Origin of the sequence: Microbacterium sp. USHLN272, from assembly GCF_037149655.1 — a bacterium.
GTDB lineage: Bacteria > Actinomycetota > Actinomycetes > Actinomycetales > Microbacteriaceae > Microbacterium > Microbacterium galbinum.
This window is the reverse complement of the sequence record NZ_JBBCRA010000004.1, coordinates 1-18973: the sequence shown is the minus strand read 5'-3', so window position 1 is coordinate 18973 and position 18973 is coordinate 1. Positions and strand designations below refer to the sequence as shown.

Here is an 18973-nt window from a genome sequence, read left to right as displayed (position 1 = left end):
TGGACGTATGAGTGACGTGCTCGAGCGCTTCACCCCGCCCACGCAGGATTGGTTCCGGGGTGCGTTCCCCGCGCCCACTCCCGCGCAGGCGGGTGCGTGGGAGGCGATCTCGGCGGGCAAACACGCCCTCGTGGTCGCGCCGACGGGCTCGGGCAAGACGCTGTCGGCGTTCCTCTGGGCGATCGACAGCGTCTTCCGCGAGCGCATGGCCGAACCGGATGCACCCGCGAAGAAGAAGGACGACGCCCCGCGCACGCGCATCCTGTACATCTCGCCGCTCAAGGCGCTGGGCGTCGACGTCGAGCGCAATCTGCGCTCCCCGCTCGTCGGCATCGGGCAGTCGGCCCGGCGGCTCGGGGCTCCGTCGCCGACGGTGACCGTCGGTGTCCGCTCGGGCGACACCACCTCGAGCGACCGGCGCAAGCTGGTCTCCGATCCGCCCGACATCCTCATCACCACGCCCGAATCGCTCTACCTCATGCTCACGAGCCGCGCGGGCGAGACGCTGCGCGGCGTGCACACCGTCATCATCGACGAGGTGCACGCGGTCGCCGCCACCAAGCGCGGCGCCCACCTGGCGGTGAGCCTCGAACGCCTCGACGCGCTGCGGTCGTCGTACGGTGCCGAGGCCCCGGCGCAGCGCATCGGCCTCTCGGCGACCGTGCGCCCGATCGACGAGGTCGCCCGCTTCCTCGGCGGTTCCGCGCCCGTCGAGATCGTGGCGCCCCGGGCATCGAAGACCTTCGAGCTGGGCGTCGTCGTGCCGATGGACGACATGACGAATCCGCCGCCGCCTCCGGGCAGCGGTGCCGACTCCCCGACAGCGGATGCCGAGTACACCGAGGTGACGGGATCGGTCTGGCCGCACGTCGAGGAGGCGATCGTTGATCGCATCCTGCAGAACAACTCGACGATCGTGTTCGCGAACTCGCGCCGCCTCGCCGAGCGCCTGACCGGCCGGTTGAACGAGATCTACTCCGAGCGCACCGGTGTCGAGCTGCCCGACCAGACGGTCCCCGCCCAGATGATGGCGCAGGCGGGAGCCACCGCGGGCGCCGATCCCGTGCTGGCCAAGGCGCACCACGGCTCTGTCTCGAAGGAGCAGCGCGCTCTCGTCGAGGAGGAGCTCAAGTCGGGCGTGCTGCGCTGCGTCGTCGCGACGAGCAGCCTCGAACTCGGCATCGACATGGGGGCCGTCGACCTCGTCATCCAGGTCGAGGCTCCACCGTCGGCGGCATCGGGCCTCCAGCGCGTCGGCCGGGCCGGGCACCAGGTCGGCGAGATCAGCCGGGCGGCGCTGTTCCCGAAGCACCGGGGTGACGTGCTGCACACCGCGATCGTGACCGAGCGGATGCTGGCGGGCAAGATCGAGGCCATCCAGGTGCCCCGCAACCCGCTCGACATCCTCGCCCAGCAGACCGTCGCGGCGAGCGCGCTGGGAGCCATCAGCGTCGAGGAGTGGTTCGAGACGGTGCGCCGCTCGGCGCCGTTCCAGTCGCTCCCGCGGTCGGCGTACGAGGCGACGCTCGATCTGCTCGCCGGGCGCTTCCCGTCCGACGAGTTCGCCGAGCTGCGCCCGCGCCTGGTCTGGGATCGCGACGCCGGCACGCTCACGGGCCGTCCGGGCGCGCAGCGCATCGCGGTCACGAGCGGCGGCACGATCCCCGACCGCGGGCTGTTCGGGGTGTTCGTGGCGGGCGAGTCGACGGGCGCCCGGGTCGGCGAGCTCGACGAGGAGATGGTCTACGAATCACGCGTGGGCGATGTGTTCACGCTCGGCACGACCAGCTGGCGGATCGCCGAGATCACGCACGACCGCGTGAACGTGATCCCCGCGTACGGCCAGCCCGGCAAGGTGCCGTTCTGGCACGGCGACGGCATCGGGCGACCGTTCGAACTGGGCGAGGCCCTCGGCGCGTTCTCGCGCGAGGTGTCGGCGGCGACCCCCGAGAAGGCGGCGCAGCGCCTCATCGACGCCGGGCTCGACGAGCAGGCCCGCGCGAATCTGCTCGCCCACCTCAGCGAGCAGCGCGAGGCCACGGGCACCCTCCCGACCGATCGCACGCTCACGGTCGAGCGCGGCCGCGACGAGGTCGGCGACTGGCGCGTGATCCTGCACTCCCCCTACGGCATGAAGGTGCACGCACCGTGGGCGCTGGCGATCAACGCCCGGGTGCGCGAACGCCTGGGCGTCGAGGGGTCTGCGGTCGCGAGCGACGACGGCATCATCGTGCGCATCCCGGATGCCGAGGCCGAACCGCCCGGCGCCGAGCTGTTCGTCTTCGACCCCGACGAGATCGAGCACCTGGTGACGGAGGAGGTCGGAGGTTCGGCGCTCTTCGCCTCGCGCTTCCGCGAGTGCGCGGCCCGCGCGCTGCTCATGCCGCGCACCAACCCCAACCGCCGCACCCCGCTCTGGCAGCAGCGCCAGCGCTCGGCGCAGCTGCTCGAGGTGGCGCGCCGGCATCCGACGTTCCCGGTGATCCTCGAGACGCTCCGCGAAGTGCTGCAGGACGTGTACGACCTGCCCTCGCTGCGGCGGCTCGCGACCTCCATCGCCGACCGGCGCATCCGCCTCGTCGAGACGCAGCCCGCGCAGCCCTCGCCGTTCGCCCGCGACCTGCTCTTCGGCTACGTGGGCGCGTTCATGTACGAGGGCGACTCCCCGCTCGCCGAGCGCCGGGCCGCCGCGCTCTCGGTCGATCCCGCCCTGCTGGGCGAGCTGCTCGGCACCGTCGAGCTGCGCGAGCTGCTCGATCCCGAGGTCATCGCCCAGTTCGAACGCGAGGCGCAGCGCCTCGACCCCGAGCGCCGCGCGCGCGGAGTCGAGGGCACGGCCGATCTGCTGCGCCTGCTCGGACCGCTCGACGCCGCCGAGGTCGCCGCGCGGCTCGCGCCGGAGGGCGATCGCGACTCGGATGCCGATCGCGGACCGGAAAACGGTCACGAACCGAACGAGGCCGTCGCCGCGGCCCACCTCGACGCGCTCGTGCAGGCCCGGCGCGCGATCCCCGTGACGATCGCCGGAGTGCAGCGCATCGCGGCGATCGAAGACGCCGGGCGCCTCCGCGATGCGCTCGGCGCGGCGCTCCCCACCGGCATCCCGGTCGCGTTCCTCGAGCCGCTGGCCGATCCGCTCGGCGACCTCGTCGCGCGTCACGCGCGCACGCACGGCCCCTTCACGACGGATGCCGTCGCCACCCGCTTCGGCATCGGCGCGGCCGTCGCGCGGCACACGCTCCAGCGGCTCGAGAATGCGGGCCGTCTCACGAGCGGTTACTTCCTGCCCGAGGCATCGGCCCCGGCCACCGGCTCCTCCGGGGCGGCGGGAGCGGCCGCAGGAACCCGCGACGACATCGAGTGGTGCGACACCGAGGTGCTGCGCCGCCTGCGCATGCGGTCGCTGGCTGCCATCCGCGGCAGCGTCGAACCGGTCTCGCCCGAAGCGTACGCGCGCTTCCTGCCCGACTGGCAGCACCTCACCCGCCCGCTCGAGGGCATCGACGGCGTGCTCGCCGTGATCGAGCAGTTCGCCGGGGTGCCCATCCCCGCGAGCGCCTGGGAGTCCCTGGTGCTGCCCTCCCGCGTGCGGGACTACACCCCGGGCATGCTCGACGAACTCACCTCCTCGGGAGAGGTCATCTGGTCGGGGCACGGCACGCTCCCCGGGCGCGACGGATGGGTGTCGCTGCACCCCGCCGATCTCGCGCCGTTCACACTTCCCGAGCCCGACGCCGAGATCGCGGCCGACTCGCTCGAAGCCCGCCTGCTCGGGGCTCTCGGCGGGCCGGGTGCGCGCGACGACGCCGCGACCCCCGGGGCCGGCGGGAGCATCGGCGCGGCCGGCGGGATCGGCGGTGCGTACTTCGCGGCGCAGCTCAAGGAGATGACCGGTGCCGAGAACGAGCAGTCGGTGCTCGAGGCGCTGTGGTCGCTCACCTGGTCGGGGCACGTCACCAACGACACGTTCGCTCCGATCCGCTCGCTCCTCGCGGGCGGGTCGCAGGCGCACCGGGTGACCCGCCGCGCCCCGCGCACGCGCACGTACCGCGGCGTCTCCCTGGGCCGCACCCCCGCGCGCCCCACCGCGATCGGCGGACGCTGGTCGCTCCTCCCCGCCGCCGAGACCGACCCCGCCCGCCGTGCGACCGTGACCGCCGGGCTCCTGCTCGACCGCTACGGCGTCGTGACGCGCGGTGCCGTGCAGGCCGAGGGCGTACCGGGCGGGTTCGCCCAGGCGTACCGGGTGCTCGCCGGCTTCGAGGAGGCCGGGCACTGCCGCCGCGGCTACGTGATCGAGAAGCTGGGGGCGGCGCAGTTCGCGGCATCCGCCACCGTCGACCGCCTGCGCACGTTCGCGGGTCTCGCCGACCCGCCGCCCCGCAAGGCCGTCACCCTCGCCGCGACCGACCCCGCGAACCCCTACGGGGCGGCCCTCGGCTGGCCGCGCCGCGACGGCGTCTCGCACCGCCCCGGGCGCAAGGCCGGCGGGCTCGTGGTCATCGTCGACGGCGCCCTCGTGCTGTATCTCGAGCGCGGCGGGCGCACGGTGCTGTCCTTCACCGACGATGCCGAGGTGCTGCGCGCCGCCGCCGCCGACCTCGCCGCCACCGCCCGTGCTCGACGGCTCGACACCCTCACGGTCGAGAAGATCGACGGAGAGGGCGTCTACGGCACCCCGCTCGCTCTCGCCCTGCAGGATGCCGGGTTCGTCGCGACACCGCGCGGTTTCACGCTCCGCAAGGCGGTGTGACCCGCACCCGCCTCTGCCCGCCCGCCACCGCCCGCTCATCCGCCCCCCCTCTACTGTGAGAGTCATGATCCGAGAGTTCGTCACCGGCGTCCGCCTTCTGCTGCGCGGGTTCTCCGTATGGCGCACCCGCCCCGGACTCATGGCGCTGGGGCTCGTGCCGGCGGTCATTGCCCTCGTGCTGCTCATCGCCGCGATCCTCCCGCTGGTGCTGGGCATGGGGTCGATCACGGCGTGGGCCACGCCCTTCGCCGACGGCTGGGTCGAGCCCTGGCGGTCGTTGTTCCGCACCGCGGTCGGGTTCGTCATCGTCGCCGCCGCCGTCTTCCTCGCGAGCGCCGTGTTCACGGCCCTGACCCTCACCATCGGCGATCCCTTCTATCAGCGCATCTGGCACGCGGTCGAGGTCGACCTCGGCGATCCGCCGCCGACCGACGGCGGCAGCTTCTGGACGACGATCGGCGAGGGCCTGCGCCTTGTGGTGCTGGGGGTGCTCATCGCGGTCGTCGTACTGATCGCCGGCCTCCTGCCCCTCGTGGGCGGTTTCGTCGGCCCCGTGCTCGGCGTGGTGCTCTCGGGACGCCTCCTCGCACGCGAACTCACCGGGCGCGCGTTCGACGCCCGAGACCTCACCCCCGCCGACCGCGCCGCTCTGTTCGCGGGCAGCCGAGCGCGCGTGCTCGGCTTCGGCGTCGCCACCCAGCTCTGCTTCCTCGTGCCCGGCGGTGCCGTCGCGGTCATGCCCGCCGCCGTCGCCGGTTCGACGATGCTCAGCCGCAGCATGCAAGAACGCAGCGGCAGCATGCAGGAACGCAGCCGCAGCATGCAGAACCACGACCTTCCGGCGCCGAGCGCTCCCCCGCCCCCGCCCCCGGCCGGACCCCGCTGATGCCCGAGGGAGATACCGTCTTCCGCACGGCGCGGCGGCTCGACGAGGCGTTGGCCGGTGGCACCGTGACGCGATTCGACCTGCGGGTGCCGCGCTTCGCGACGGCCGATCTCACGGGCCAGACGGTGCACGGAGCGGCACCTCGGGGCAAGCACCTGCTCCTGCGTATCGGCGAGAGCACGCTGCATTCCCATCTGCGCATGGACGGTGCGTGGTTCGTCTACCGACCGGGTGAGAAGTGGCGGCATCCGGCGTTCAAGGTCCGCGCGATCGTCGGCACGGCCGAGCGCGAAGCGGTCGGCGTCGACATCGCCGAGATCGAGTTGGTGCCCACTCGCGACGAAGACGATCTCGTGGGCTACCTCGGCCCCGATCCGCTCTCCGCCGACTGGAATCCCGCAGAGGCGGCCCGGCGCATCTCGGCCGATGCGCGCAGCATCCACGTCGCCCTGCTCGACCAGCGCAACGTCGCGGGCTTCGGCAACGAGTACGCCGCGGAACTCCTGTTCCTGCGTGGAATCCTGCCGACCACGCCGGCCTCGGAGGTCGACGCCGCGGCCCTTCTCGACCTCGGCACGCGCACGATCCGTGCCAACCGCGACCGCCGCAATCGCACGTTCACCGGCATCGATCGGCCGGGCCAGGCCACCTGGGTCTACGGCCGCGCGGGGCGACCGTGCCGACGGTGCGGAACGCTCATCCGACGGGGCGAACAGGGCGCGGATCCGACGCGTGAGCGCATCACCTTCTGGTGCCCCGTGTGCCAACGCTGACCGGTTCCATACCGGGGAATGAATCCCGTAGGCGCGTGGTTATTGATAGCACTGGGGAAAACCCCGGAGCACGGGAGGAATCGTGGGCAAGAACTACGTCGACATCGAGAACGACCGAGGCGACACGCTGCGCTACCGCAAGCACGCCAACGGCCGAGGACTCGTCGCGCACGGCGCGAAGGTGCACCCGAAGGCGCACATCGAAGCCGGCGCCTACATCGAACCCGGCGCACGCATCGGCGCCGGAGCCACCATCGCGCGCGGCGCGTGGATCGAACCGGATGCCGTGATCGGCGACGGAGCGCACATCGAGGCGCACGCGCACATCGGCGAGGGCGCGGCCGTCGGCGATGGCGCGCACATCGGCGTCCGCACCGAGATCGGCGCGGGCGCGCGCATCGTGCGCGGCGCACGCATCGGCGACGACGAGACGGTCGCGGCCGGTCTCACCGTCGCGACGAACCGCAAGGGCCTCTGGCTCGCCGCCTGACGCATCGCTGACCACCGCGGCACCCGACCGCGCGGTCGCCGGATACCCTTGATCGCATGGCGACTCAGGGACGGCGACCGCAGCGGCGCCCGCAGAAGACGACGAAGCCGCCGCAGCAGAAGCGCCGGCCCGGCCAGCCGAAGCAGGCGAAGAAGGTCGTCTTCGACGCCCCGGCCTCCGTTCCGGAGGAGCCGCGCACGTTCCGCCTCGGCGTCGTACCCGGCGCGACGCCGGGCAAGTGGATCGATGCCTGGAAGCAGCGCATGCCGCATGTCCCGCTCGAGGTCGTGCCGGTCGAGGTGGCCGATCAGGATGCCGCGATCGGCGGGCTCGACGCCGCCCTCGTGCGCCTGCCCCTCGGGGCGGACACCGTCGACACTCTGCACGTCATCCCGCTGTACGACGAGGTTCCCGTGGTCGTCGCATCGATCGAGTCGCACCTCCTCGCCGCCGACGAACTCCGCCTCGAGGATCTCGCCGGCGAAGTGCTCATCGCGCTGACCGACGACACCCTGCCCGCGATCGATGCACCGGGTGCCCTCGCGCCGCGTTTCGCGCCCCTGTCCACCGCCGAGGCCATCGTCACCGCGGCGACCGGTACCGGCGCCGTGGTCGTGCCCATGTCGCTCGCGCGCCTGCACCACCGCAAGGACGCCGACTACCGCCCGCTCGTCGACGGCCCGACCTCGACCGTCGCCCTCGCCTGGGTGCGCGAGCGCACGACGCCCGACGTCGAGACGTTCGTCGGCATCGTCCGCGGCCGCACGGCGCAGTCGTCGCGGTGAGCGCAGTCGTCACGGTGAGTCACCGCCGACCGGCCGGCCGCCGCGCCCTCGTTAGAATCTTCTGATGTCCTCGCTTCTCTACGTCTGCGTGCGACCCGAGGTCGGGGCCGCGGATGCCGAGCACGCCTCGTTCCGGCGCGCGCTCGGCGTGGACGTGGTCGATCGCCTCGATCTTCTCGACGAGCCCCTCGACGAGAAGCGTTTGCAGGGCTACCGCGGGATCGTCGTCGGCGGTTCGCCGTTCAACGTTTCCGACACCGTGAAGTCCGCCGTGCAGCTGCGGGTCGAGGCCGACCTCGAGCGCATCGCCCGCCGCGCGATCGCGGCCGAGACCGCCGTGTTCTTCACCTGCTTCAGCATCGGCGTCGTCACCCGCCTGCTCGGCGGCGAGGTCGTCACCTCGACTCCGGAATCGGCGAGCGCGACCGTGATCCGCACGACGGATGCCGGAGCCGCCGACCCCCTGTTCGGTCCGAGCGCACCCGCGCTCACCGTCTTCACCGCGCACAAGGAGAGCGCCGCCGCGCTCCCGCCGGGGGCCGAACTGCTCGCCACGAACGACTCCTGCCCGGTGCAGGCGTACCGCGTGGGCACGCACCTGTACGCCGCGCAGTTCCACCCGGAGCCCACGCCGCGCGACTTCGCCGACCGCATGACGTTCTACCGCACGACCGGGTACTTCGACCCGGCGGAGTTCGATCGCGTGCAGGGGCAGGTGCTGTCGGCATCCGTCACCGAGGGCGCCGAGCTGCTGCGCCGCTTCGCCGAGACGTTCGCCTGAGCCGAGCACCCGTGGCGTTCGCCCGCGACCACTGGACGCGCGCGACTAGCTCGCCCCGCGCAGCAGCTCGACGCGCTCCCGCAGGTATGCCTCGAGCGGCATGAAGCCCCCGGCGGCGCTCCATCGCACCGAGGGGATGCCGTCGACCAGCGCGAGCGGCCCGGAGGCTCCCCCGGCATCCACCGCGTCGACGTCGATCACGCTCCACCCGACGTGCACGACCTCGCCCTCGTCGAAGCCGCCCTTGAGGGCTTCGGCACGGCGCTCGGCGCGTTCGCGCGCCGACTCGGCCGTGTAGCCGCGGCGACCGGGGTCGGCAGCGCGGAGCACCTCGGCGGTCGCGAGCGCGTGCGTGTCGGTGAGCAGCAGCACGCCCAGGTGCCAGGCCTCGCCGACGCGCACGATCCGCTTGCCCCGCCAACGGGAGTCGCGCTCCTCGCCGAGCCCCTCCTTCGGGGCGCCCGCGAGGTCGGCGACCGCGCGGGTCAGCAGGTCGGAAGCGGTCGGATGCATCCCTCCAGGCTAGCGAGCGGTGGCTCGTGACGGGCGCGATTCGCCGGGAGGGCCGCTCGCACGGCAGAATCGATGCACACCCCGAGGAGACGCCATGTCACAGCCCGATACCGCTCGCCTTCTGATCGCGTGCGACGACCAGCCCGGCATCGTCGCGGCCGTCGCCAACGTGCTGGCCGAGCACGGAGCGAACATCATCTCGCTCGATCAGCACTCGACGGACTCCGAGGGCGGGCGCTTCTTCCAGCGCACCGTCATCCACCTGCCGGGCCTCGCCGCTGCCCGCCCCGCGCTCGAGGCGAGCATCGCGCAGGTCGCCGAGCGCTTCTCGATGGAGTGGTCGCTGCACGACGTCTCCCGCCGCAAGCGCGTCGCGATCTTCGTGTCGAAGTACGACCACTGCCTCATGGAGCTGCTGTGGCGCACGCAGCGCGGTCAGCTCGACATCGACATCACGATGGTCGTCTCGAACCACCCCGACCTCGCCGAGTCAGTGCGATCGTTCGGTGTGCCGTTCGTGCACATCCCCTCGGGCGACAAGGGCGCCATGGAGTCCCGTCAACTCGAACTGCTGCAGGGCAACGTCGATCTGGTGGTGCTCGCACGCTACATGCAGATCCTCACCGACGACTTCATCGAGCGCGTCGGCGCCCCGGTCATCAACATCCACCACTCGTTCCTGCCGGCCTTCATCGGCGCGAACCCTTATGCACGGGCGAAGGATCGCGGCGTGAAGCTGATCGGCGCCACGGCCCACTACGCCACGGCCGACCTCGACGAGGGGCCGATCATCGAGCAGGACGTCACGCGCGTGACGCACGGCGAGTCCGCCGCCGACCTGCAGAGCCGAGGCGCCGAGGTCGAGCGTCTCGTGCTCGCCCGCGCGGTGCAGTGGCACGCCGAGGACCGCGTGATCGTGCACGGCCGCTCGACGGTCATCCTTTAAGGAATCCTTAACGAGCTACGCCGGCACCGGCGGCGCCGGAACCGCCGACGACGTCGACGGCGAGGCCACGGGATGCCGTCGCCAGACGTCGATCGTTGGTCCAGAGCTCGGTGCAGCCCGAGAGCTGCGCGGCGGCGAGGTGCAACGAGTCCGGCGTCTTCAGTCCGAAGTCCGCCCGCAACTCGGCTGCGCGGACGAACACTGCCGTATCCAGATCGATCATCACGAGGTGATCGAACAGCGCGAGGTACCGGTCGCGCACCTCGACGTTGCGCTCGCGCAGCGATCGGATGAGGCACTCGTGCAGGGCGAGCGGGCTCGACGCCACGGGCGCGTCCACCTCGGCCAGCGCAGCGCGCACGGCGTCACCGCGGGCGCCGGTGTCTTCGAGCGCGTAGATCAGGATGCAGGCGTCGACGTAGATCATTCCCAGGAGTCTCGGTTCTCGTCGATCTGGGCGTCGAGGGCCGCGGCATCCGTCGCCAAACGCGCCGGCAGCCGGTTCGCCTCGATCCAGTCGACGAGCACGCGTCCGCTGCGGACGGCATCGACCGGGCCGATCGGCACGAGGCGAGCCACCGGGGTTCCGCGCTTGGTGATGACCACCTCTTCACCGGCCTGCGATTCGGCGATCAGGCGCGAGAGACTGTTGCGCGCATCCAAGACGTTGTGCTCCGGCATGACGCCATTCTAGCCAGGTCCATGGCTAGGAACAGAGGTCACCCCCGCGGAACGCCCGCGCGGAGTTCGGCGAACACCTCGCCCGCCGTCTCGAGGTGCACGAGCGGTGCGGCCTGCCCCATCCACAGCGACTGCAGCTCGCCGAACCCCTGCTCCCCCGCAGCCGCGCGGAACTTCCCGGTCAGCCAGTTCTGCATCGGGAACGGCGCGATGGTGCCGCTCGCCTCGATCGCGCGCACGGCTCGATTGCGGGCGCCGCGCGCGAGTCGTCCGCTCATCGCGCGGGTGAGCACGGTCTCGTCGGCGGCCGTCGCGTGGATCGCCGCCCGGTGCGCGGCGGTGACCGCCGACTCGTCGGTCGCGAGGAACGCGGTGCCCACCTGCACCCCGCTCGCACCCAGCGCGAAGACCGCGGCCACTCCGCGACGATCGGCGATGCCACCGGCGGCGATGACGGGCACCGAGACCGCGTCGACGACCTGCGGCACGAGCGCGAACGTGCCGACGAGGGATTCCTCGGCGGGCCGCAGGAATGACACCCGGTGGCCCGCCGCCTCCATGCCGGTCGCGACGATCGCGTCGACACCGCCCGCCTCCAGCGCTACGGCCTCGGCGACCGTCGTGGCCGTTCCGACGACGCGGATGCCGCGGCGGTGCGCTTCGTCGACCACCTCGGCGCCGGGCACACCGAAGACCACGCTGAGCACGGCGGGGGCGAGCTCCCAGATCGCGTCGAGCTGCTCGTCGAGCGGGGCGAGGTACCGGTCCGGTCGAGCCGGCGTCTCGATGCCGACCGCGTCGTAGAACGGCTGCAGCGCCTGGGCGAAGATCATGTGCTGGGCGTTCGGCTCGACCTCGTCGCCCGTGGGCAGCCAGACGTTGAGTGCGAAGGGTCGGCTGGTGGCCGCGCGGAGCTCGGCTCCGACGGCGCGGATGCGGTCGCCGTCGTAGCCGTAGAGACCGAACGACCCGAGCCCGCCCGCCTCGCTGACCGCCGCGGCGAGCGCGACCGACGACAGCCCGCCGAACGGCCCCTGCACGATGGGATGCTCGACACCGACAAGCTCACGAAGGCCACGCAGATCACTCATGCTCCGAGCCTATTCCCGCCCTCGCGCCCAGGGCCCGGTGCTACCCTCGCAGCATGGGCGAGTGGATCGAGCGGATGCTGAGCGTGCTGCTCGCGACCCTCGGTCTCGTCGCGATGCCGGATGCCGCCGCCCTCGGTGTGGCCATCGCCGTCATCGCCGTGACCGCCCTCGTGCTGGCCGTCGCGCTGAGCATCCGCACGACCGTCGATGCCCGCGCCCCGCATCCGTGGCGCGCGATCGATGCGTCCGCGCTGCTCGCGCAGAGCGATCCCGATGCGGCCGGTCACCCGCGTCCGCGAGCGCCGGGAGTCGCGATCCCCGCGTAGTCCTCCGCCCGGGAACGGGAGGGACCACGCGGCTTTCGCCGACCCCTCCCGACCTCATGAACGGACACTCCGATGGATCTCTTCGCTTTCCCGCCCCTCGCCGCCCTCCTCGACGCCGCCTACGGCGCCCTCGCCGGGCTCTCCACCCTGCTCGAGCCCCTCGCCGGGGCATCCGCCGCAGCCCTGGCGGTCGTGCTCGTCACCCTGCTCGTGCGCGCCCTGCTCATCCCGGTCGGCTTCTCGACCGCCAAGGCAGAGCAGACGCGCGCCCGCCTCGCCCCGAAGCTGCGCGACCTGCAGCGCCGCCACAAGAAGAATCCCGAGCGACTCCAGAAGGAGATGCTCGCGCTCTACCGTGACGAGAAGACCTCGCCGTTCGCGGGCATGCTCCCGGTGCTCGCGCAGGCCCCGGTCGTCGGCATCCTGTACACGCTGTTCATCCGCCCCGAGATCGCCGGGCACCCGAACGATCTGCTCACGCACGACCTGTTCGGGGCTCCGCTGGGGACGAGCCTCGTCTCCGCGGTGTTCGGGGGCACGGCGACGCCTGCGACGTTCCTCGTGTTCGGGGCGCTGCTGCTGGTGATCATCGCAACCGCGGAGGTCACGCGCCGCGTGTTCCGCCCCGCTCCCGTCGACGACGACTCATCGATGGGCGCGGCGATGAACTCCCCCGCGATGCAGCGCGTGTTCGGGTCGCTCCACTACCTGACGGCCGTGTTCGCGGTGTTCGTGCCGCTCGCCGCGGCGCTGTACCTGACGGTCACGGTCGTGTGGACGCTCGTCCAGCGGATGCTGCTGCGTCGCCGTTACCCGCTCGCGACCACCGGCACGGCGGGTGCCGCAGCGCCGGTCAGTCGGGCAGGGGTATCGGCGCGGTGAACACCCCGGTCTCGGGATCGTTCCGGCGGTCGGAGCCGGGAACCGCGCCCGACTCGGTCACTGGCCCGGCGCCCGGCTCGGTCGTGGGATCGGCTGCGGACTCGGCGTCGTCCGCCCGCCGACGCGCGCGCCGGATGCCGAGGGTGGTCCCGATGCTCGCGGCGACGACGAGGGCGATCGCGAGGAGGCGCAGAGGCGACGCGTCCTGACCGAGGATGAGCCACCCCGCCAGCGTCGCGAAGGCGGGCTCCAGGCTCAACAGCACCCCGAACACCCGTTGCGGCAGACGGCGCAGCGCCGCGAGTTCGAAGCTGTAGGGGATCACCGACGACAGCACGGCGGTGATCCCCGCCAGCAGCAGGAGCTGCGGGTCGGCGGCGACGACGGTCGCGGTGGGGATGCCGACCGGGAGCAGCAGCACGGCGGCGACGACGAGCCCCATCGCGAGCCCGCCGCTGCCCGGGATCACCGCCCCGACCTTCGCGCTGGTGCGGATGTACATGGCCCAGAAGCCGGCGGCGATGAGGATGAACACCACGCCGAGCGGATCGAGCGGTTCGGCGCCGACGACGCCGTCGACGAAGAGCAGCCCCATGCCGATCACCGCGACGCCGACCCAGACGGCATCCGGAAGCCTGCGGGTGAGCACGGCCGCCAGCACGAGGGGGCCGAGGAACTCGATCGCGACGGCGGGTCCCAGGGGGATGCGGTCGATCGCGGCGTAGAAGAAGCCGTTCATCGCGGCCAGCGAGAGCCCGAACAGCAGCGCCGCGGCCCACTGCTGTCGCGTCCAGCGCCGGGGTCGCGGGCGCACGATGACGACCAGGAGGAGGGCGGCGATCGCCACGCGCAACGATGTCACGCCCCACGGGCCGAGCACCGGGAAGAGCTGTGCCGCGACGGCCGCCCCGAAGGGCAGCGACAGGCAGGAACCGATGACGAGGGCGACGCCCGTCAGGGTCCGGGACGACGCGGATTTCTGCACTCCTCCAGCGTAGCTCCGCGCCGCCCTGCGCGATCTCAGAGGTGCTTGCCCCCGGTGACCGGCAGCACGATGCCCGAGGTGTACGACGACTCCGCGGACGCGAGGTACACGTACGCGCCAGCGAGCTCCGCCGGCTGCCCGGCGCGACCGAGCGGGGTGTCCTGGCCGAAGGTCGCGAGGCGCTCCTCGTCCCATCCGGTGGCGGGGATCAGCGGCGTCCAGATCGGCCCCGGCGCGACGGCGTTCACCCGGATGCCGCGGGGACCCGCCTCTTCGGCGAGCGCCTGCACGAATGCGACCTGCGCGGCCTTCGTCATCGCGTAGTCGATGAGTCCGGGCGAGGGGTTGTACGCCTGGACCGAGGCGGTGACGATGATGCTCGCTCCGGGCTCGAGGTCGGGGAAGGCGGCGCGGGCGGTCAGCAGCATCCCCTCCAGGTTCGTCTCGAACACGCGGCGCATGCGATCGGGGTCGATCGACTCGAACCCGTCGATGTCGTGCTGATACCCGGCGTTGAGCACGAGCACGTCGAGACCGCCCAGCGCCTCGCGGGTGTGCGACACGATCGCGGCGGCGAACTCGTCGTTGCGGAGGTCTCCGGCGAGGCTCACGCCGGTGCGCCCCGCGTCGCGGATCAGCCGCACAGTGTCGTCGGCATCCGCCTGCTCCTCCGGCAGATGCGCGATCGCGACATCGGCGCCCTCGCGGGCGAATGCGATCGCCGCCGCGCGGCCGATGCCCGAATCGCCGCCGGTGATCAGGGCCCGCCGTCCGTCGAGTCGGCCGTGGCCGACGTAGCTCGCCTCCCCGTGATCGGGGGTCGGCAGCGTCAGCCCGGTGAGGCCCGGCTGGTGCTGCTGCTGCGCCGGGAAGCCCTCTTCGCGGTGCGCATGTCGGGGGTCGGTCGTGGAGTCGGTCATCTTGTCACCTGGGTTCCGTATCGTCGGTCTCGGCGCGCAGAAATCCGGTTGCGCGAGATACCGACGATGCCGTCACGGCCCACCCGATTCCAGGGGGTTGACAGGCGGATGCTCCGACGAGGGGCCGCGCTCAGCTCTAGGGCGCCGCCGGGATCTCGGTCGTCGTCGGCGCCTCACCGTTCTCGGCCGGCTCGGGCACGAGGTACAGACCGCTGGGAGCGTTGGCCGTGAAGGCGAGTGCTTCGATCCACGCGCGGTTGATCGACGGCTGGCGGCTGCCGAAGTACTTGAAGACCAGCGAGCTCGCCGGCTGGATCCACACGGTCGTGCGGCCGCCGCCGACGCTCGCGTCTTCGCGCCAGCTGAACGGGAACGGCTCGCCCCGGCGCAGCTTCGCGGTGATGACGAGTTGCAGGTGCGTGAGCGCCCGGTCCTCGATCTCGGTCTTGACTCCGCCTTCGTAGACGAACTTCCCCATCAGGTGCTCCTCGGTGCGATGCTTCGGTTCTCCGACCCGGCCGTCGGGATCACCCCATGAGAATAAGCGTATGCCCTCAACGTTCCCGCGCGGAACCCGGGTCCACGTGACACCCCGGCCGGGCGAAGTCAAGCCCCTGCAACGGTGACGGCCGAGACCCTAGAGTCGAGTCCCATTACCTGCCGAGGAGGCGATGACGGATGACCGATTCAGGCACCGAGGGCTACACCCCCACCACGACCCACGCCGAGTGGGGCGCGGGCGAACCGAAGCTGCGCATCTCGCGAGACGACGAGCGCACCGAGTTCCTCCTCGACGTCGACGTCGTGCGCATCGGCTCGGCGGCGGGCAACGAACTCCGTCTCGCCGACACGGATCCCGTGCACGCCACGATCACCCACGACCAGCGCGATGAGTACGTGCTCGAGCTGCACGGCGAGGGCGAGCGCAACGCGAGCGACAACGCCGACGGCACCCATTCCGCCCCGAGCACGGAGACCCTGCGCACGGGTGCGCGGTTCACCGCCGGACCGTGGACGTTCGTGTACCACCGCGAGGAGTTCGCCGACCACGGCCGCCCGTTCGGCGGGCGCAAGGGCGGCGAGTACGACGACCAGCCGCTGCAGCCGCCGCGACCCGACTACGCGCACGACGAAGCGGCAGCGGGCCCCGACGACGAGGCCGCGCCCGACGGTCCCGCAGCGGAGACGCCGGGTCCTGACGACTCCGCGAAGAGCTCGTCGGAGGACACCTCGGAGGACGACGCGAGGTGACGGACGGTGCCGACTCGTCCGACGATCTCCGGCATCTGAGTCGCACGGCGCTCGAGCGTCGATTGCGCATCTGCGTGGCGGAGTCTCTGACATCGGGGCGACTGGCGAGCGCGGTCGGCGGGGGTGATGACGCCGGGCGCTGGTTCGGCGGCGGAGTGGTCGTGTACCAGTCCGACGAGAAGGAGCGTGTGCTCGGGGTGACCCCCGGCCTGGATCCCTGCTCGGCCGAGGTCGCCGAGCAGATGGCAGAGGGCGCACGAAAGCTCTTCGATGCCGACCTCTGCGTCGCGACCACGGGCGTCGGCGGTCCGGGACCGGACGACAACGGGCATCCCGCCGGAACGGTGTTCCTCGGGTGGGCAACGGCCGATGGTGTCGGTCACCGCGCCCTGATGCTGTCCGGCGATCCCGCGGAGGTCATGGAGTCGGCGGTCGTTCAGGCGGTACGCCTCCTGACTGCGCGGATCGAGGGAATGCATGCGGCGGGTCCTCGCCGCGCGAGTTCCTGAGGCGGCATGCCCACTCGGGGCGCTTCGCTCCGACGCGCCGCGTCGATCAGCGGCCCGGTAGCAACCCGACGCGTAGCGGCGCTCCCGGGGCGGATGCCTCGGCGAGCGCTTCGTCGATAGCGGCGAGCGGCCGCACGGCGCCCACGGCATCCGCGAAGGGGTAGGCGCGTCCGCGCCCGGCGAGGAACGCCACCGCCTCGGCGAGGTCGATGCCCGTGTAGTTATGCACACCGGCGACCGTGACGAGTCGACGCACGATGCTCTCGGCGTCGAGCGGCACCCGGTCGGCGGGGAACACGCTGCCGACGAGCACGACGATCCCGCCGACGGCGACCCCGTCGAGCGCTTCGGCGACCGCGTGACCGGATGCCTCGATCACGACGTCGGGTTCGGGGCCGCCTGCGGCATCGAGGGGTAGCGCACCGCCCTTCGTCTCGCTCCGCTCGCTCAGGGACCGGCTTCCCCGTGGTGCCAGCCATTCCTGCGCGCGGGCGCGACGCGCGTCGTTCGGGTCGAGCACCTCGACGAGCGCCCCCTGCTCGGCGGCGATCGCGGCGGCGGACAGCCCGACGAGGCCGGCGCCGTGGATGCGCACCCGTGCGCCGTCCAGATCGCGATGCCGGGCCGCACGGGCGACGGCCGCCCAGGCGGTCGCGGTCGCGCACGACGCGGGAGCGAGCACGGATGCCGGGAGCGTCTCGGGCACCCGCACGATCGTCGTTCCCTCTCGCAACTGCATATGGCTGCCGAAGGCTCCGGTCAGCTCCCCGTGCGCACCGATGCGGTCGTGCCCGTACTTCGCGAGCGTGCGGCACTTCTGAGGCATGCCGCACAGGCACCGGTCGCAGCTCGCGCACGACACCGTGATCGACCAGACCACCCGGTCGCCGATGCGCAGCGGCGTGCCGTCGGTCGCGGCGGCCCCGGCGTCGCCGAGTGCGATGACCCGGCCGACGCTCTCGTGACCGAGCACCAGCGGCACCGGCGCGGGTCGATGCCCCTGCACCGTGTGCACGTCGGATCCACAGATGGTCGACAGCTCGACCGCGACCAGCACGTCGCCGTCCGAGAGCGCGACACCCGGCACGGCGATCGTCTCGTGGGGCTGTCCTTCGCCGACGAACACCATCGCGGTGGCCGCCGGTCGCAGCGCCACGTCGCGTCGATGCCCGGGTGGGCGGGTCACCATCGTCCCCATGTCGCTCCCCCGTGTCAGCTGTGCGATCTCGTTCCCCGAGTCTTCTCCGACTCTTCCAGGACGAGAACGGCGCATTCGGGCGCACCCGCGAGTGTTCAGCGGCTGTTCACCTCTGATCCGATTCGGATTCGCCGGGTGTCTCGGTGCCGCTCGCGTGCGCTCTAGGCTGGGAGCGGTACCGCGACGAACGGGGAGGGTTCGGATGGGCATGAGGGCTGCATACACATTGATCGATGAGGGCACGCTCGATCGGCTGGTGTCACTGTCGCCCGAGGTTCTGCTGTCGACGCTCGAGGAACTCGAAGAGGCCGGTGCGCCCACCGTCTACGTCGACAAGATGTGGGACGGCCTACACTTTTTGCTCACCGGGGTATCGGCTTCCGCTCCGCGCGAGGACGACCCGCTGAGCGAGGCCGTCGTGGGAGTGCACGCGTTCGGCGGTGACGACTTCGTCGGCTGCACAGAGAATGACGAGCTCGAGCCGATCATCGAAGCCCTCGACGCGGTCGACCTCGACGAGGCGCTCGCGAGGGTCGACTTCGCCGCGTTCGCCTCGGCGCGCGTCTACCCGAACATCTGGACCGACGACCCCGCGCAGCTGCGGGCCGAGCTGACGGATGCTTTCGCCGAACTGCGGCGCGTGCACCAGCAGGCCGCCGATGCCGAGCGCCACCTGGTGATCAGCATCTACTGAGGTGCTGCAGGGCCCGGCCGGCAGCGGAGATCGTCGCGGAAGTCGTTTTGCGGACATCTTCCACGGGACTCGTTCACGGGAGTCGTTCACGGGAGTCGTTCACGGGAGTCGTTCGCGGAAGCCGTCGCTTATGGCGCCGTTCAGGCGCCCGGTCACGGACGGGTGATGCTCGCGGCCGATACCGGGCGACCGGTCGCGGTCACGGTCGCACTGCGGTCGCGGTCACGGTCGCGCTGCGGTCGCGGCCGCGGTCGCAGTCGCAGTCGCGGTCGCAGTCGCAGTCGCAGTCGCAGTCGCAGTCGCAGTCGCAGTCGACCAGCGTTCATGCGCGCAACGGTGGCCGGGTTCGCTGTTTTGTCGCGTTGGCGGTGGTGCGTGGTGCGGGTCGCTGTGCGGGTCGGGGTGTTCGCCAGCGTTGGTGGGGGTCCCACCAGGCGGGTCCGCGGACGTGGGGTGTGCCGTTGTGCATACGTATCTCCCAGCCGGAGGTGTCGAGGGTGCGGTGGTGG

General features: G+C 71.9%; 21 protein-coding genes. 12 read left to right on the top strand and 9 right to left on the bottom strand.

Going from position 1 to position 18973, the window contains the following annotated elements; translation table 11 throughout:
* The first annotated feature begins 7 nt into the window (after positions 1-7).
* The 6 genes from WFJ97_RS15710 (at position 8) to WFJ97_RS15685 (ending at position 8468) form a co-directional block, all read left to right on the top strand.
* The gene (locus WFJ97_RS15710; protein WP_336642188.1) at positions 8-4753 is read left to right on the top strand and encodes an ATP-dependent helicase; all 4746 of its coding nucleotides are present in this window, start codon (positions 8-10) and stop codon (positions 4751-4753) included.
* Between the two features lie 64 nt (positions 4754-4817).
* Positions 4818-5639, top strand: coding sequence for an EI24 domain-containing protein (locus WFJ97_RS15705; RefSeq protein ID WP_336642187.1), 822 nt, complete (start codon positions 4818-4820; stop codon positions 5637-5639).
* On the top strand, positions 5639-6412 hold the full coding sequence (locus WFJ97_RS15700; protein WP_336642186.1) for a DNA-formamidopyrimidine glycosylase family protein: 774 nt from the start codon (positions 5639-5641) through the stop codon (positions 6410-6412). The genes WFJ97_RS15705 and WFJ97_RS15700 overlap by 1 nt, the downstream gene beginning before the upstream one ends.
* Before the next feature lie 82 nt (positions 6413-6494).
* The gene (locus WFJ97_RS15695; protein WP_247625234.1) at positions 6495-6902 is read left to right on the top strand and encodes a DapH/DapD/GlmU-related protein; all 408 of its coding nucleotides are present in this window, start codon (positions 6495-6497) and stop codon (positions 6900-6902) included.
* A 56-nt stretch (positions 6903-6958) separates the two neighbouring features.
* The gene (locus WFJ97_RS15690; protein ID WP_336642185.1) at positions 6959-7687 is read left to right on the top strand and encodes a LysR substrate-binding domain-containing protein; all 729 of its coding nucleotides are present in this window, start codon (positions 6959-6961) and stop codon (positions 7685-7687) included.
* Between the two features lie 64 nt (positions 7688-7751).
* Complete coding sequence (locus WFJ97_RS15685; protein WP_336642184.1) at positions 7752-8468, top strand: glutamine amidotransferase-related protein; 717 nt, start codon at positions 7752-7754, stop codon at positions 8466-8468.
* A 45-nt stretch (positions 8469-8513) separates the two neighbouring features.
* On the opposite strand, the gene WFJ97_RS15680 is transcribed toward WFJ97_RS15685, so the two are convergent.
* Positions 8514-8981, bottom strand: a complete 468-nt coding sequence (locus WFJ97_RS15680; protein WP_247625237.1) for a glutaminase — start codon at positions 8979-8981, stop codon at positions 8514-8516.
* A 94-nt stretch (positions 8982-9075) separates the two neighbouring features.
* Between WFJ97_RS15680 and purU the strand changes: the two genes are divergently transcribed.
* Positions 9076-9927, top strand: coding sequence for a formyltetrahydrofolate deformylase (purU, locus tag WFJ97_RS15675; protein ID WP_336642183.1), 852 nt, complete (start codon positions 9076-9078; stop codon positions 9925-9927).
* A gap of 7 nt (positions 9928-9934) precedes the next feature.
* On the opposite strand, the gene WFJ97_RS15670 is transcribed toward purU, so the two are convergent.
* From WFJ97_RS15670 to WFJ97_RS15660, 3 genes are read right to left on the bottom strand one after another with little or no spacing between them, the layout of a single operon-like run.
* Positions 9935-10354 carry a type II toxin-antitoxin system VapC family toxin gene (locus WFJ97_RS15670; RefSeq protein WP_247634046.1) on the bottom strand — a complete coding sequence of 140 codons (420 nt, stop codon included), beginning with the start codon at positions 10352-10354 and terminating at the stop codon, positions 9935-9937.
* Positions 10351-10608 (bottom strand): type II toxin-antitoxin system Phd/YefM family antitoxin, encoded by a 258-nt coding sequence (locus WFJ97_RS15665; RefSeq protein WP_247634045.1) that lies wholly within the window; start codon positions 10606-10608, stop codon positions 10351-10353. Before WFJ97_RS15665 ends, WFJ97_RS15670 begins: the two co-directional genes overlap by 4 nt.
* 38 nt (positions 10609-10646) lie before the next feature.
* Entirely contained in the window at positions 10647-11699 is a 1053-nt protein-coding gene (locus tag WFJ97_RS15660) for an NAD(P)H-dependent flavin oxidoreductase (protein WP_336642182.1), read from the bottom strand.
* 53 nt (positions 11700-11752) lie between these two features.
* On the opposite strand from WFJ97_RS15660, the gene WFJ97_RS15655 reads away from it, so the two are divergent.
* Positions 11753-12025 (top strand): DUF6412 domain-containing protein, encoded by a 273-nt coding sequence (locus tag WFJ97_RS15655; protein WP_247625240.1) that lies wholly within the window; start codon positions 11753-11755, stop codon positions 12023-12025.
* Between the two features lie 72 nt (positions 12026-12097).
* Complete coding sequence (locus tag WFJ97_RS15650) at positions 12098-12907, top strand: YidC/Oxa1 family membrane protein insertase (RefSeq protein WP_336642181.1); 810 nt, start codon at positions 12098-12100, stop codon at positions 12905-12907.
* On the opposite strand, the gene WFJ97_RS15645 is transcribed toward WFJ97_RS15650, so the two are convergent.
* From WFJ97_RS15645 to WFJ97_RS15635, 3 genes are all read right to left on the bottom strand, one after another.
* Complete coding sequence (locus WFJ97_RS15645; protein WP_336642180.1) at positions 12879-13892, bottom strand: EamA family transporter; 1014 nt, start codon at positions 13890-13892, stop codon at positions 12879-12881. The two genes, WFJ97_RS15650 and WFJ97_RS15645, sit on opposite strands and share 29 nt — an antisense overlap.
* Before the next feature lie 35 nt (positions 13893-13927).
* A complete protein-coding gene (locus tag WFJ97_RS15640; RefSeq protein ID WP_336642179.1) occupies positions 13928-14812 on the bottom strand; it encodes an SDR family oxidoreductase in 885 nt (294 codons plus the stop codon).
* A gap of 136 nt (positions 14813-14948) precedes the next feature.
* Entirely contained in the window at positions 14949-15290 is a 342-nt protein-coding gene (locus WFJ97_RS15635; RefSeq protein WP_247625244.1) for a DUF7882 family protein, read from the bottom strand.
* Positions 15291-15490: 200 nt separating this feature from the next.
* On the opposite strand from WFJ97_RS15635, the gene WFJ97_RS15630 reads away from it, so the two are divergent.
* A complete protein-coding gene (locus tag WFJ97_RS15630; protein ID WP_336642178.1) occupies positions 15491-16063 on the top strand; it encodes an FHA domain-containing protein in 573 nt (190 codons plus the stop codon).
* Positions 16060-16572, top strand: a complete 513-nt coding sequence (locus tag WFJ97_RS15625) for a CinA family protein (RefSeq protein WP_336642177.1) — start codon at positions 16060-16062, stop codon at positions 16570-16572. Before WFJ97_RS15630 ends, WFJ97_RS15625 begins: the two co-directional genes overlap by 4 nt.
* 46 nt (positions 16573-16618) lie before the next feature.
* On the opposite strand, the gene WFJ97_RS15620 is transcribed toward WFJ97_RS15625, so the two are convergent.
* On the bottom strand, positions 16619-17728 hold the full coding sequence (locus WFJ97_RS15620) for an alcohol dehydrogenase catalytic domain-containing protein (RefSeq protein WP_336642176.1): 1110 nt from the start codon (positions 17726-17728) through the stop codon (positions 16619-16621).
* Between the two features lie 250 nt (positions 17729-17978).
* Here WFJ97_RS15620 and WFJ97_RS15615 point away from each other — a divergent pair, with 250 nt between their 5' ends.
* On the top strand, positions 17979-18464 hold the full coding sequence (locus WFJ97_RS15615) for a YfbM family protein (RefSeq protein WP_336642175.1): 486 nt from the start codon (positions 17979-17981) through the stop codon (positions 18462-18464).
* Between the two features lie 152 nt (positions 18465-18616).
* Here the strand turns inward: WFJ97_RS15615 and WFJ97_RS15610 are convergent, their stop codons facing one another.
* Entirely contained in the window at positions 18617-18790 is a 174-nt protein-coding gene (locus tag WFJ97_RS15610; RefSeq protein ID WP_336642174.1) for a hypothetical protein, read from the bottom strand.
* Between the last annotated feature and the right edge of the window lie 183 nt (positions 18791-18973).